This is a genomic window from Serratia sp. Tan611 (assembly GCF_905188235.1).
In the GTDB taxonomy this organism is placed as follows: Bacteria; Pseudomonadota; Gammaproteobacteria; order Enterobacterales; family Enterobacteriaceae; genus Serratia_B; species Serratia_B rhizosphaerae.
In genome coordinates this window covers 2033851-2047552 of sequence record NZ_LR994655.1, presented here as the reverse complement: position 1 = coordinate 2047552, position 13702 = coordinate 2033851, and the positions used below count along the sequence as shown (strand labels likewise).

Here is a 13702-nt window from a genome sequence, read left to right as displayed (position 1 = left end):
TTACTGCTGCGCCTGTTTGCGCAGCTGCTTCAGGCAGTGGCGCAGTTGGTCATCCATCGGCGCTTCAATACGCAGCGTTTCGCCGCTGGCCGGATGTTCGAAGCGCAGCGCCGCCGCATGCAGGAACAGCCGTTTCAGACCGGTCGGCGCCAGCTGACGGTCAAACTCCCGGTCGCCGTAGCGATCGTCACAGGCGATCGGGTGGCCGGCGTGCAGCGTATGCACGCGGATTTGGTGGGTGCGCCCGGTGATCGGGCTGGCCTTGACCAGCGTGGCGAACGCGAAGCGCTCCTCGACCTTGAAGCGGGTTTCGGACGGTTTGCCTTCACTGCTGACCCGCACCACCCGTTCGCCGCTTTGCAGAATATTCTTCAGCAGCGGCGCCTGCACCGCTTTGCAGTGGGACTGCCACTGGCCGCGCACCAGCGCCAGGTAATCCTTCTGCATGGTTTTTAGCCGCAACTGCTCATGCAGCGCACGCAGCGCCGAGCGTTTTTTCGCCACCAGCAGCACGCCGGAGGTATCGCGATCCAGCCGATGCACCAGCTCCAGGAAGCGTGCCTCCGGACGCAGCGCGCGCAGCCCTTCGATCACGCCGAAGCTCAGGCCGCTGCCGCCGTGCACCGCCGTGCCGGACGGTTTGTTCAGCAACAGCACATGGTCGTCTTCATACAGGATGCAGTCGGCCAGCGCCGCCACTTTATCCAGTTTGGCGGACACCGGCGCCTCTTCGCGCTCGGCCACGCGCACCGGCGGTACGCGCACCACGTCGCCGGCCGCCAATTTATATTCCGCCTTGATGCGCCCTTTGTTGACCCGCACCTCGCCCTTGCGCACGATGCGGTAAATCATGCTCTTCGGCACGCCTTTCAGGCGGGCAAGCAGAAAATTGTCGATTCTCTGACCCGCTTCGTCGTCAGAAACCGTGATGAATTGTACTGCAGGATTGTTCGTTTTCATGGGGCGGGATTCTAAATACAGCAGGTAAATAGCGCCACCTCTTTTTATATGCTTAACTGTCAGTCTGAGTGCGGAAGTCGCCGCGGTGAACAATAAGGCAGCAAGCCGGTTTGATCGTTTGCGATTTCTTCCGCAGTTAAGGCAAAGTCACCTTGCTATAACGGTATCAGCAGTGGAATAATGAGTTCGCTTTCCGCGTTGATTCTCGTTAAAGCAGAGTAAAATGCGGAATTACCAAGGTTTGTCTGATAACGCAAAAACGCAGCAATGGCGTAAGACGTAATGCGATATCAAACAATTAGCGGGCTGCGGGTTGCAGCTTGGCCGGCAAATGGAATGTGATCTGTCGACGTAAATCAGAGGCTATTCCCCGAGTAAAAGTGCTGTTTTTCACAAAGAAAAACAGGCTTACCGAGATAATGCGCCCCTATGCAGGCGACAACCGGGAGGTTGACGACTTTGCGAGAAGACACGGGGTTTTCGGTTTTAACCCGGCCATAGAGGTTATGCCCAAATAATTCAGGTGGCGCTAAAGCGGCGACCGCGCACACGTCCGGCAACATGGGCGGATGCGAGAGAAGGCCGCGACGCAAGGCAACCTGAACGATGACGGATATATTGCCCGCAGCTCTGTCGATAATGTAAAAAATAACGAGTAAGTTAAGATGAAAAGAATGTTGATTAACGCAACTCAACAGGAAGAGTTGCGTGTTGCCCTTGTAGATGGACAGCGGCTGTACGATTTGGATATCGAAAGCCCGGGTCATGAGCAGAAAAAAGCGAACATTTACAAAGGCAAAATCACCCGTATCGAACCAAGTCTTGAAGCAGCGTTTGTTGACTACGGCGCAGAACGACATGGTTTCCTTCCTCTTAAAGAAATCGCCCGCGAATACTTCCCTAACAGCTATTCCTCCCATGGCCGCCCCAACATCAAAGATGTGCTGCGCGAAGGCCAGGAAGTGATCGTACAGGTTGATAAAGAAGAACGCGGCAACAAAGGCGCCGCTCTGACCACCTTTATCAGCCTGGCCGGCAGCTATCTGGTGTTGATGCCGAACAACCCGCGCGCCGGCGGTATTTCCCGCCGCATCGAGGGCGATGACCGCACCGAACTGAAAGAAGCGCTCTCTTCACTGCAACTGCCCGACGGCATGGGCCTGATCGTCCGCACCGCCGGCGTCGGCAAATCCGCCGAAGCGCTGCAGTGGGACCTGTCGTTCCGTCTCAAGCACTGGGAAGCCATCAAGAAAGCCGCCGAAGGCCGCCCTGCACCGTTCCTGATTCACCAGGAAAGCAACGTTATCGTCCGTGCCTTCCGCGATTACCTGCGTCCTGACATCGGTGAAATCCTGATCGATAACCCGAAAATTCTCGATCTGGCGAAAGAACACATTGCCGCGCTGGGACGCCCGGACTTCAGCAGCAAAATTAAAATGTACAGCGGTGAAATCCCGTTGTTCAGCCACTACCAGATTGAGTCGCAGATCGAATCCGCTTTCCAGCGTGAAGTGCGCCTGCCTTCCGGCGGTTCCATCGTTATCGACACCACCGAAGCGCTGACCGCGATCGACATCAACTCCGCACGCGCCACCCGCGGCGGCGATATCGAAGAAACCGCATTCAACACCAACCTGGAAGCGGCGGATGAGATTGCCCGTCAGCTGCGCCTGCGCGACCTTGGCGGCCTGATCGTCATCGACTTTATCGACATGACGCCGGTACGCCACCAGCGCGAAGTAGAGAACCGCCTGCGTGATGCGGTGCGTCAGGATCGCGCACGCATTCAGATCGGCCGTATTTCCCGCTTCGGCCTGCTGGAGATGTCCCGTCAGCGCCTCAGCCCGTCGCTGGGCGAGTCCAGCCACCACGTCTGCCCGCGCTGTAACGGCACCGGCACCGTGCGTGACAACGAATCGCTGGCGCTGTCCATCCTGCGTCTGATTGAAGAAGAAGCGCTGAAGGAAAACACCAAAGAGGTGCACGCCATCGTGCCGGTTCAGGTTGCTTCTTACCTGCTGAACGAAAAACGTGAATCCGTCAGCGCCATCGAAAAACGTCAGGCCGGCGTGAAAGCCGTCATCGTGCCGAACGATCAGATGCAAACCCCGCATTACTCAGTACTGCGCGTGCGCAAAGGTGAAGAAACGCCAACCCTGAGCTATCTGCTGCCGAAGCTGCATGAAGAAGAGATGGCGCAGCCGCCGGAAGAGATCCCGATGGAACGTAAGCGTCCGGAACAACCGGCGCTGGCTTCCTTCTCTCTGGCCGCCGATGCGCCGCCGCCGGCGGCTGAACCCGCCACGGCGAAGAAACCGACCGCCAGCCAGCCGGCTGCGCCAGCCGCAACGCCAGGCCTGCTCAGCCGCTTCTTCAGCGGTCTGAAATCGCTGTTCGCCGGTGAAGAGCCGCAGCCCGTCGCGGAAGAGAAACCGGTTGAAACCGCGAAAAGCAACGGCGGCGAGAACCGTCGTCAGGATCGTCGTAATCAGCGTCGTCAGGGCTCTGGCCGTAAAGAGCGCGGTGAACGTAGCGAGCGCAATGAGCGTGGTGAGCGTAAGGAGCGCGGTGAAGGCCGTGAGCGCGACAACCGTGAAGGACGCGAACGCGATAACCGTGAAGGACGCGAACGCGATAACCGCGATACGCGTGACGAGCAGCGCCGCAATCGCCGTAACGCCGCGAATAACGCGCCGGTAGCCAGCGATGCGCCGGTTGATGAAGCCGCAAAAGCGCAGCGCGAAGAGCAACAGCAGCAGCGCCGCGAGCAGCGCGCCGAGCGTCAGCGTCGTCGTCAGGAAGAGAAGCGCCAGGCACAGCAAGAAGCGAAGCAGCAGGAGAAGGCCGCCGTCGCACCGGTAGCCGCCACTGAAGAAGATAAGGAAGAGCGCCATCAGCAACCGGCTCAGCGTCGTCAACGCCGCCAGCTGTCGCAGAAGGTGCGTATCCTGTCAGCAGAAGAAGAACTGCAGCGCGCTGCGGAAGAGCTGCTGGCGCCAAAAGCACCGGCGGAAACCGCTGAGGAAGCCAAAGCGCCTGCGGCAGACGACAGCGTTAAACTGCTGCCGGAAACCGTAGCCACCACCGGCGAAGAAGACACGCAGGAAAACCGTAACGGTGAAAACGGCATGCCGCGCCGCTCACGTCGTTCACCGCGTCATCTGCGCGTGAGCGGCCAGCGTCGTCGTCGTTACCGCGACGAGCGTTATCCGACCCAGTCGCCGATGCCGCTGACGGCTGCGTTTGCCTCTCCGGAAATGGCGTCTGGCAAGGTCTGGATCGGTTACCCTGTCACAACAACTGCGCAAGCGGTTGAAGAGACTGAGGTTAAGCGCCAGCCTAGCGTCACAGCCGAACAACAGCCGGTAGCGGAAGTTGCCGCCAGCGTTGCTGCGCCGGCAATCGTCGCCGCCCAGAAAGAGGTTCAGGCTCCAGTCGCCGCCGCTAACGTCGAACCGGCTGAAAGTGCGCCAGTTGCCGCGCCACTGCAGGAAGAGGCCAAAGCGCCGCAGCCGGCAGCCGTTGAGGCACCGGCCGACGTCGCCAGCGATGTTCAGCCTGCGGCTGAGGCCACACCGGCCCCGGCTCAGCCTGAAGAGCAGCCTGTGCCTGCCGCCGCTGAACCGGCAGCCGACGAAACTGCCGTTGAAGAAGCTGAAGAAAAAGCGGTAGCTGCAGAGAAGACCGTTGAGGAACCGACCATTGCGGCGCCAGCCGAAGCGGTCGTCAGCGAACCAGCTCCGCAGACGGCAAGCGATGAGGCAGCGGCAGCCCCTGCGCCAGTCATCGCGGCTCAGCCGGCAGAGACGCGTTACAAGCACATCGCCAGCGCACCGATGACCAAAGCGCCTGCCCCGGCTTATCAGCCGGAAGCGCCGAAGCACAGTGACTGGCAGCGTCCGGCCTTTGATTTTGAAGGCAAAGGCAGCGCCGGTGGCCACTCGGCGGTAAACCAGGCCACCGCCCCGGCCACCAAGCCACAGCCGGTTAACGATTAAGTTAAACCGTGAAAAAAACCCGCCGATTGGCGGGTTTTTTATTGCACGATATTCAGGCTATTTTTTTCAGCTGCTTGATATCCAGCAAATCCAGCTTGCCGTCAATCTGGCGGACAAAATGCTGGAAGTGTTCGGTGGCATTATGTTTGTTCAGTGCCTCGGCGCTGGCCCAGCGCTCAAAGAATACAAAGGTGCCGGGTTTATCCAGCTCGCGATGCAGATCGTACTGCAGATTTCCCAGTTCCTGGCGGCTGGCATCGATAATCTGATGCACTGCTTCATTAACGTCATCAATAAACTCCGCTTTAGCCTGCAAAGTGGCAACCACGCGAATTTCCATTTCATCCTCCTGTAGGAATAAAAAGTAGCAAAAATCATCGTCAACACGATTACTATGCGCCCGTTTCCCTATTGTTTTCAACTTTGGTTAACAAACAGATGCATCAGAAACGCTTTCCGCTTATGCTTATACCCCGGCGTGAATAACCCCCATTATTCGCTTTTACTTAGACGTATTTCTGACCGCCGGAGCCTTGCACCATGACAGCACAACCTCAAGCCATGAAAATTCGCCGCCCTGACGACTGGCACATCCATCTGCGTGATGATGAGATGTTGAAAACGGTCCTGCCCTATACCAGCCAGGTATTCGGCCGCGCGATTGTAATGCCGAATCTGGCTCCGCCGATCACCACCCTTGACGCCGCACAGCGTTATCGCGACCGCATTCTGGCGGCGGTGCCTGCGGAACACAATTTTACCCCGCTGATGACCTGCTACCTGACCGACACCCTGTCGGCCGACGTGCTGACAGAAGGGTTTAAGCAAGGTATTTTCACCGCCGCCAAACTCTATCCTGCTAACGCCACCACCAACTCTAACCACGGCGTCAGCGATGTAACAGGCATCTATCCGCTGTTTGAACAAATGCAGAAAATCGGTATGCCGCTGTTAATCCACGGTGAAGTTACCGATGCCGACGTAGATATCTTCGACCGCGAAGCCCGCTTTATCGCCCAGGTTATGGAGCCGATTCGCCGCAGCTTCCCGGAGCTGAAGATCGTTTTCGAACATATCACCACCAAAGATGCAGCCGAATATGTACAGGCCGGCGATCGTTTCCTGGGCGCCACCATCACGCCACAGCACCTGATGTTTAACCGTAACCATATGCTGGTTGGCGGCATCCGTCCGCACCTGTTCTGCCTGCCGATCCTCAAGCGCAATATCCATCAGGAAGCGCTGCGCAAGGCGGTAGCCAGCGGCTCCGACCGTTTCTTCCTCGGCACCGATTCCGCACCGCACGCCAAGCACCGCAAAGAATCCAGCTGCGGCTGCGCCGGCGTGTTCAATGCGCCAAGCGCCATGCCGGCCTATGCCACGGTGTTTGAGCAGTTAGGCGCGCTGGAGCACCTGGAAGCCTTCTGCTCACTCAACGGGCCGCGTTTCTACGGCTTGCCGGTCAACGAAGACTTTATCGAGCTGCAACGAATCCCTTCCGTTCAGCCTGAAGAGATTGCTCTGGGTAATGAATCCATCGTGCCATTCCTGGCCGGTGAAAGCGTTAACTGGACGGTGACCGCCAGCTAATCTTTTTTAATTCACCCTCTTGCTCCCGAATCTCATTAACTGTATAAATAAACAGTAGATAACTTCGGGGGCAATTATGCGTGTTGAAGTAACCATAGATAAGACCAGGCCGCTGCCGCCGGGGGCAATTGAAGCCCTGAACGGCGAATTGAGCAAACGGATTAACCGTCAGTTCCCAGATACGGTGGTTCAGGTCAGGTATTCCGGCGCCAACGGGCTATCCGTACTCGGCGGCGTCAAAACAGATAAAGATCTGATCGCCGAGATCCTCCAGGAAACCTGGGAAAGCGCCGACGATTGGTTCAGTGCCGAATAATACTGCAATGCTGTTTTTGCCGGAGGTCGCTCTCCGGCTTTTTTATGCCTGCAATCGGCAAAGCGAGTTGAAATGTGCTGGCATAAAAATGCCATCTGATCTGTAATAAGGGTGAGTGCGGGCGCTATTACTACAGGAGGTCTCTTTCCATGGCCCTGGACAAAGAAAAATCAGAAGAAGCAATGACCTTCGGCGAACTGCTGACGGTTATTGCCGATCAAAAACGGCGCCTTAGCGTGCTGGAAGTCGCCTTCTCCTATCTGGCCTTCGGGCTGGATGACAAAGCTAACCAATTGCTGATCCATAGCCTGAAGCTGGAAGCGCAAAACCAAAATCGCGATGCCGAAACGCAACAGCACTTCGCCCAGCTGGCAGCCGAACTGGAAAAACATCTTCAGCCTCCCGCCGTTTCTCCTGCAGCAGAATAAACTGCCGTTCTACGGCTTGTCGTTCCATAAAACGGCAAGCCGCCCCTCTTTTTTGCTGAATTATTGCGCAAATAAGCGATTATTTGACAAATTTTCGCAGGAAAAGCCCGCGGCAGTCAGCCACCAAGCGTATACTGTAAAAGCTCCTCATGAAGATGAGCCGCATCGATCCTCGTTAGTCACTCGCGTTAGTTACTACTCAATAAGGGGTCTTTATGGACAGAAATGATGAAGTTATTCAGACACACCCGCTTGTTGGATGGGATATCAGCACCGTTGACGTTTACGACGCCATGATGATACGCCTTCATTACCTGTCTTCGCTAGACCAAACGCCCGAGGAAGCCCAAGTAGACAGAACGCTTTGGTTAACCACAGATGTCGCCCGACAATTGATAAATATCCTAGAGGCGGGCATCGCAAAAATTGAATCAACGGAATACCAGGATCTTGACCGTAAGAAACACTGATTCATTAAGCCAAACGTCCTAAGCGCCGGTGCTCATTCCCGGCGCTTTTTCTTTATCTGCCGCCGACAACGGGTGCATTGGCGCGCCCAACCTTTTATCATGCTGGGTTCAGCAAAGCGCAACAGTGAGGATAGGTTACGTGGAATATGATTTAATCGTCGTCGGCAGCGGTTCCGTTGGCGCCGCCGCCGGCTACTACGCCACGCAGGCAGGATTGAAAGTGCTGATGGTCGACAGCGAAATCCCCCCGCACAGCAACGGCAGCCACCACGGCGATACGCGTATTATTCGCCATGCCTACGGCGAAGGTGAAAAATATGTCCCGTTATTGCTGCGCGCACAGGCGCTGTGGAATGGTCTGACGCGGGACAGCGGCGAGCAGCTGTTTCACGCCTGCGGCGTCCTTAACCTGGGGCCCAAAGACGCCGAATTTATCGCCAACGCCCGACAAAGCGCACGTACTTTCCGCCTGAATACTCAGTTGCTGAGCGCCGATGAGGTACAACAGCGCTGGCCGGAGTTCAGCGCACCGGCGCACTATGTCGGCGTCTTCGAACCGGATGCTGGCTTTCTCCGCTCCGAGCAGGCCATTAGACAATATATTCGCCTGGCGAAAGAGGCCGGTTGCAGTCAGCTGTTTAACTGCCCGGTAACAGCGGTTAACACCATTGACGGCGGCGTTGAAGTCACTACGGCAGAAGGTAGCTATCAGGCGAAAAAGGTTCTGATCGCCGCCGGTACCTGGGTCAAAGCGCTGTTGCCGCAGCTGCCTATCACGCCGCTGCGTAAAGTATTTTCCTGGCATCAGGCCGACGGACGCTACAGCGAACCCAACCGGTTCCCGGCCTTTACCGTTGAAGCACAGGACGGTTGCCACTATTACGGTTTCCCCGCTGATAACGACGGTCTGAAGGTCGGCAAGCACAATGACGGCCAGCCGATTGAGACACCGCAACAGCGCAAGGCGTTCGGCAGCATCGCCAGCGACGGCAGCGAAGTGTTTAATTTCCTGCGCCAGCATCTACCCGGCGTCGGCGTGTGTCTGCACGGCAAAGTCTGTACCTATGACATGAGCCCGGATGAAGACTTTATTATCGATACCGTGCCCGGCAGTAAAAATATGATGGTAATCACCGGGCTCAGCGGCCACGGCTTTAAATTCGCCAGCGTGCTGGGTGAAATCGCCGCGCTGTTTGCGCAGGATAAAACCATCCCATTCGATCTGGCGCCGTTCTCGCTGCAGCGTTTTAACTAAAGACGCCAACACAGTCGCAGCCTTTGTCCGCATCGGCTGCGGCCTTTCCCTCTCATCCTCGCCCCTTTAAATCTATCCACGGAAAAAACTCACGCAACAATCCGGATTTCCGAATTGATTGCCGCTGACGTCCCCCCTATTTTAACCTTGAAGTACCCGGTATTATTTGCCCGATCACAAGGATGTCAGCATGAAACTACTCGTCGTGGACGAATGCGGTTATACCCGTCTCGGTATTGCCAGCTATCTGGCCGACAATGCCGCCAATACCGTTACCTGCTGTGCTACGCTCAGCGCTGCGGTACAATGCCTCCCCAGCTGTAACCCTACGCATATTCTGCTGAATCTGACCAACTACTGCCGGCCAAATCAAGACGACCCATGGTTACAAACATTAATCGACGGCAGTGCCGGGGCCGTGCTGTTTATTTACCTCGACACTCCCTATCCTTACAGCGATCGGCCGATGCGCATTGCCGATAATGCGTTTCTGTTCAATAAGGGGGCACTGCCCAAAGCACTGCGCATCCTGCGCGATACGCCGAATGCGTTAATGGAAAGCAGTCTGCACTCGCTGTTCAGTCCGCAGGAGTTGACGGTAATGAAGTACTGGATGGCCGAGGTACCAAACTATCGGATCGCCCGTAAACTGCAGATCAGCGCACATACCGTTTATGTGCATAAACGCCATATCACAGAGAAGATTAACGCCCGTAACCGGCTTGAGTTTTATTCGCTGTACAACATACTGCGTTTTTTTTATCCCCCTGATGCGGCCGGCCTGCGCACCATGGTGCGGATGGCGGGCTGAGAAGCTCCCAGCCGCGCCAAAGGCGCTAACACCGCACTTATTCTGCCTGGCGATCCGGAGCGTGCTCATCCCGGCCATCGCCCAGGATTACCGCTATTTTCCGGCCGTTTTCACTGGCTTCCAGTGCAATGCGCGCAATGATGGTGAGCGGCACCGACAGCAGCATCCCCACCGGTCCCAGTAGCCATCCCCAAAAAATCAGAGAGAGAAAGACCACCAGCGTCGACAGACCAAGACCGCGCCCCATCACCCGCGGCTCGAGGATGTTGCCAATCACCAGGTTGATCAGCACAAAACCGCCGGCCACCACCAATGCATCGCCAAAACCGTTAAATAACAGCGCGGTAATCAACGGAGGCACGGCGGCGATCACCGAGCCGATATTGGGAATAAAGTTGAGCAGGAAGGCCAGCAACCCCCAGATAAACGCAAAGCGCACCCCGATAATCGCCAAAAAGACCCAGACAATAATACCGGTCGCCAGGCTAATCGCCGTTTTAATCACCAGATAGTGCGTCACCCCCTGCACCGCCCGCTGCAGGTTGGCGATGCCCTGAGTGGGCCTGCTCAATACCTGCCGCAGCTTCGCCGGCAGCAGCTGCACTTCAAACAGCATAAATACCACCGTCATCAGCAGCAGGAAAATGTTGGTCATGGCGCCGGAAAGGTGACTCAGCATGCGCGTCACCAGATTCATCGTGGCGCTGGGATCGATATAATGCACGATCGCCTCCGCCGAAATCACGATGTTGAAACGGTCCGCATAGCGCTGCAATTCATGCATTTTCTCCGCCATCATGCCACGATACTGCGGCAGCGAACGGGCAAACTCATTCAGCGACGCCCCCATCATGCCGATGAACATCACCAGGACTATCACCACCAGCGTCACCAACAGCATCACGCCCAAAATACGCGGCACCCGCCATCGCTCCATGCGGGTAACCAGCGGGTTTAGCACGATGGTTAAAAAGATCGCCAGCAAAAACGGCACCACAATTTCCGAAGAGGTTTTAATCCCGGCAAGGATCACCACGATCATCGCCAGCATAATCGCCAGACGTAACGGGCGATCGATGAATAAATTCCGGCTCAAGATAACATCCTTTCTTTTCCCGATAATGCGCAGACACGGCGCAAGCCATTGAAGGATTGATTTTAACAAACTCTGCATCAGGCGGCGGGGTAATCATCAGTATTTATAATATCATCCGCACAGAAAATCAGCGGGCGCAGGACAGCGGTGGCAACGTATCTCCGGCCGAAAAAGCGCGTTGCCGAATGCCCCTGCAGAATTTACGCAACATGACAAAAACTGACAATAAAATAGAAAATCGTTTTATTTCAATTCACAAACGAGAATTCACCGTCTCTTTTTCCTTACCGGTTCAACGATTCCTTTGATTAATTTATCCGATCTTGTGCAAATCCACTGACTAATATTATTAAGTCGTAACATAGTTAAATTTATTATTGATTTTATGTTTTTTCATGTTAAATATTGCAGCCGGCAATAAGGAATTAAGGAAGTCCGATGCTTTGGAAAAATACCCCCGACCGTTTCGGTCATCTGTTTATTTTGATCCACTGGCTGGTTGCTCTTGTGGTGTACGGCATGTTTGCGCTTGGCTTATGGATGGTCACGCTGGGCTATTACGACGTGTGGTATCACCAGGCGCCGGAGATCCATAAAAGTATCGGCGTATTGCTGTTTATCGTGATGGTGGTGCGCGTTGTCTGGCGTCTGATTTCTCCACCGCCAAAACCGCTGGCCAGCTATTCCCGCATTACCCGCGTCGGTGCCGTACTGGCGCATCTGGCGCTGTACGTCATTCTGTTCGCTATTCTTATCAGCGGCTATCTGATATCCACCGCCGACGGCCAGGCGATCAGCGTGTTCGGCTGGTTCGATGTTCCCGCCAGTATCAGCGGCATGGGTGCACAGGCCGATACCGCCGGTACGATTCACCTTTATCTGGCCTGGACCGTTGTCGTACTGTCGGTACTGCACGCTCTGGCCGCGCTTAAGCATCACTTTGTGGATCGTGATGTCACTTTGAAACGGATGCTGGGTCGCAGCGCCGATTAACCTCTTGGAATAATGGAGATAACCATGTTGAAAAAGACCGTATTAGGCCTGACCGCAGGCGCACTGTTACTGAGCGCCGGTTCCGCGCTGGCCGCCGACTACAAAATCGACAAGCAGGGGCAGCACGCCTTCGTTCAATTCCGCATCCAGCATCTCGGCTACAGCTGGCTGTACGGCACCTTCAAAGATTTTGACGGCGCCTTCACTTTCGATGAGAAAGACCCTTCCAAGGATAAAGTCAGCGTCACCATCAACACCGCCAGCGTAGACACCAACCATGCGGAACGTGATAAGCACCTGCGCAGCGCCGAATTCCTCAACGTGGAAAAAAACAAGCAGGCGAAGTTTGAATCCACCGAAGTGAAAAAAGACGGCGAAGGCTACGCCGTAGTCGGCAATCTGACCCTTAACGGCGTCACCAAGCCGGTTACGCTGGACGCCAAGCTGATTGGCCAGGGCAACGACCCATGGGGCGGCTACCGCGCCGGCTTTGAAGCCAACGGCAAAATCAAGCTGAAAGACTTCGGCATTACCACCGATCTCGGCCCGGCCTCACAAGAGGTTGAACTGATCATCTCCGTCGAAGGCGTTCGCGAAAAGTAATAAAAAACAAGGGCGCGGTATAACCGCGCCCTTCTGTTATCCCCATCCGGCCAGGATTATTCGTCTTCCGGCGCCGGAATATGCATGGTGGTCTGCAACAGCCCTTTCGATTTGTTGAAGATCTTCACGCCGTTCTCCCGCCCGGCGCGGCGCGCGCGCTGCTCTTCGCGGGGCAGTTTCAACTCTTCACGACAGATCTCGCTGCAACAGCCCTCAAACTTGGCGGCACAGCTCGGGCACTGGATAAACAGCAGATGGCAGCCGTCATTTTTACAGTTGGTGTGGCTGTCGCACGGCGCGCCGCACTGATGGCAGTGAGCGATAACATCATCCGAAATTCGCTCACCCATACGCTCGTCGAACACGAAGTTCTTGCCGATAAACTTCAGCGGTAACCCCTGCTCTTTTGCACGACGGGTGTACTCAATGATGCCGCCTTCCACGTGATAAATATTTTTAAAGCCTTTATGCAGCATATAGGCGCTGGCTTTTTCACAGCGGATGCCGCCGGTGCAGTACATGACAATATTTTTGTCTTTCTGCTCCTGCAGCATTTCCACCGCCATCGGCAGCTGATCGCGGAAGGTGTCGGAAGGCACTTCGATAGCATTTTCAAAATGCCCCACTTCGTACTCATAGTGGTTGCGCATATCGACAAACAGCGTATTCGGATCGTCAATCATCGCATTGACCTGATCGGCCTTCAGGTACTCACCCACGTTAGAGGGATCGAAGCTGCCGTCGTCGATACCGTCGGCAACAATGCGCTCACGCACTTTAAGGCGCAGTACCCAGAAGGATTTACCGTCATCTTCCAGCGCGATGTTCAAACGCACCTGATCCAGCGCCGGATGTGCAGCAAACAGCGCCGTTTTAAACGCCTCAAAATTATTCTGCGGCACGCTGATCTGTGCGTTGATGCCCTCTTTCGCCACATAAATGCGGCCAAACACCTTCAGTTTTTCAAACTGAATGTACAGGCTGTCGCGAAAGGCTTTGGGATCATCGATGGTAAAATACTTATAAAAAGAAACCGTGGTGCGCGGCTCGGTTTCAGCCAGCATGCGCGCCTTCAGTTCCTCATTGGAGATTCGGTTATGTAACACTGGCATGGTGTACGTTCCTGTTCTTTCTGAGGTGAGTTATTGCCGCGCCCCCCTTCCGGGGCCGCGCGCGGCGCAC

Annotated in this window: 13 protein-coding genes; 9 read left to right on the top strand and 4 right to left on the bottom strand. The window is 55.6% G+C overall.

Going from position 1 to position 13702, the window contains the following annotated elements; all coding sequences use genetic code 11:
• A complete protein-coding gene (gene rluC, locus TAN611_RS09660) occupies positions 1-960 on the bottom strand; it encodes a 23S rRNA pseudouridine(955/2504/2580) synthase RluC (RefSeq protein WP_105230727.1) in 960 nt (319 codons plus the stop codon).
• A gap of 665 nt (positions 961-1625) precedes the next feature.
• On the opposite strand from rluC, the gene rne reads away from it, so the two are divergent.
• Complete coding sequence (rne, locus tag TAN611_RS09655) at positions 1626-4958, top strand: ribonuclease E (protein WP_203067625.1); 3333 nt, start codon at positions 1626-1628, stop codon at positions 4956-4958.
• A gap of 52 nt (positions 4959-5010) precedes the next feature.
• On the opposite strand, the gene TAN611_RS09650 is transcribed toward rne, so the two are convergent.
• The gene (locus TAN611_RS09650) at positions 5011-5298 is read right to left on the bottom strand and encodes a putative quinol monooxygenase (RefSeq protein WP_105230724.1); all 288 of its coding nucleotides are present in this window, start codon (positions 5296-5298) and stop codon (positions 5011-5013) included.
• Positions 5299-5498: 200 nt separating this feature from the next.
• Between TAN611_RS09650 and pyrC the strand changes: the two genes are divergently transcribed.
• From pyrC to TAN611_RS09620, 6 genes are all read left to right on the top strand, one after another.
• Positions 5499-6548, top strand: coding sequence for a dihydroorotase (pyrC, locus tag TAN611_RS09645; protein ID WP_105230723.1), 1050 nt, complete (start codon positions 5499-5501; stop codon positions 6546-6548).
• A gap of 76 nt (positions 6549-6624) precedes the next feature.
• Complete coding sequence (gene dinI, locus TAN611_RS09640; RefSeq protein WP_105230722.1) at positions 6625-6864, top strand: DNA damage-inducible protein I; 240 nt, start codon at positions 6625-6627, stop codon at positions 6862-6864.
• A gap of 149 nt (positions 6865-7013) precedes the next feature.
• Complete coding sequence (locus TAN611_RS09635; protein WP_105230721.1) at positions 7014-7292, top strand: hypothetical protein; 279 nt, start codon at positions 7014-7016, stop codon at positions 7290-7292.
• A gap of 215 nt (positions 7293-7507) precedes the next feature.
• Positions 7508-7762: a biofilm formation regulator BssS gene (bssS, locus tag TAN611_RS09630; RefSeq protein WP_015671938.1), complete on the top strand. Its 255-nt coding sequence runs from the start codon at positions 7508-7510 to the stop codon at positions 7760-7762.
• A 139-nt stretch (positions 7763-7901) separates the two neighbouring features.
• Positions 7902-9017 (top strand): N-methyl-L-tryptophan oxidase, encoded by a 1116-nt coding sequence (gene solA / locus TAN611_RS09625; protein ID WP_203067624.1) that lies wholly within the window; start codon positions 7902-7904, stop codon positions 9015-9017.
• A gap of 190 nt (positions 9018-9207) precedes the next feature.
• Positions 9208-9828, top strand: a complete 621-nt coding sequence (locus TAN611_RS09620) for a LuxR C-terminal-related transcriptional regulator (protein ID WP_105230719.1) — start codon at positions 9208-9210, stop codon at positions 9826-9828.
• A gap of 37 nt (positions 9829-9865) precedes the next feature.
• Here TAN611_RS09620 and TAN611_RS09615 read toward each other — a convergent pair whose 3' ends face one another.
• Positions 9866-10879 carry an AI-2E family transporter gene (locus TAN611_RS09615; protein WP_232251674.1) on the bottom strand — a complete coding sequence of 338 codons (1014 nt, stop codon included), beginning with the start codon at positions 10877-10879 and terminating at the stop codon, positions 9866-9868.
• Between the two features lie 483 nt (positions 10880-11362).
• Between TAN611_RS09615 and TAN611_RS09610 the strand changes: the two genes are divergently transcribed.
• Together TAN611_RS09610 and TAN611_RS09605 are read left to right on the top strand one after the other, a co-directional pair.
• A complete protein-coding gene (locus TAN611_RS09610; protein ID WP_105230717.1) occupies positions 11363-11917 on the top strand; it encodes a cytochrome b in 555 nt (184 codons plus the stop codon).
• Between the two features lie 24 nt (positions 11918-11941).
• The gene (locus TAN611_RS09605) at positions 11942-12520 is read left to right on the top strand and encodes a YceI family protein (protein WP_105230716.1); all 579 of its coding nucleotides are present in this window, start codon (positions 11942-11944) and stop codon (positions 12518-12520) included.
• A 56-nt stretch (positions 12521-12576) separates the two neighbouring features.
• Here TAN611_RS09605 and TAN611_RS09600 read toward each other — a convergent pair whose 3' ends face one another.
• Complete coding sequence (locus TAN611_RS09600) at positions 12577-13632, bottom strand: rhodanese-related sulfurtransferase (RefSeq protein WP_105230715.1); 1056 nt, start codon at positions 13630-13632, stop codon at positions 12577-12579.
• Positions 13633-13702 lie beyond the last annotated feature (70 nt).

Coding starts and splice junctions, on each gene's coding strand:
- bssS (WP_015671938.1), top strand. CDS start 7,508: ATGGACAGAAATGATGAAGTTATTCAGACACACCCGCTTGTTGGATGG.
- TAN611_RS09605 (WP_105230716.1), top strand. CDS start 11,942: ATGTTGAAAAAGACCGTATTAGGCCTGACCGCAGGCGCACTGTTACTG.
- TAN611_RS09600 (WP_105230715.1), bottom strand. CDS start 13,632: ATGCCAGTGTTACATAACCGAATCTCCAATGAGGAACTGAAGGCGCGC.
- TAN611_RS09620 (WP_105230719.1), top strand. CDS start 9,208: ATGAAACTACTCGTCGTGGACGAATGCGGTTATACCCGTCTCGGTATT.
- rluC (WP_105230727.1), bottom strand. CDS start 960: ATGAAAACGAACAATCCTGCAGTACAATTCATCACGGTTTCTGACGAC.
- dinI (WP_105230722.1), top strand. CDS start 6,625: ATGCGTGTTGAAGTAACCATAGATAAGACCAGGCCGCTGCCGCCGGGG.
- TAN611_RS09635 (WP_105230721.1), top strand. CDS start 7,014: ATGGCCCTGGACAAAGAAAAATCAGAAGAAGCAATGACCTTCGGCGAA.
- TAN611_RS09615 (WP_232251674.1), bottom strand. CDS start 10,879: ATGCTGGCGATGATCGTGGTGATCCTTGCCGGGATTAAAACCTCTTCG.
- rne (WP_203067625.1), top strand. CDS start 1,626: ATGAAAAGAATGTTGATTAACGCAACTCAACAGGAAGAGTTGCGTGTT.
- TAN611_RS09650 (WP_105230724.1), bottom strand. CDS start 5,298: ATGGAAATTCGCGTGGTTGCCACTTTGCAGGCTAAAGCGGAGTTTATT.
- TAN611_RS09610 (WP_105230717.1), top strand. CDS start 11,363: ATGCTTTGGAAAAATACCCCCGACCGTTTCGGTCATCTGTTTATTTTG.
- pyrC (WP_105230723.1), top strand. CDS start 5,499: ATGACAGCACAACCTCAAGCCATGAAAATTCGCCGCCCTGACGACTGG.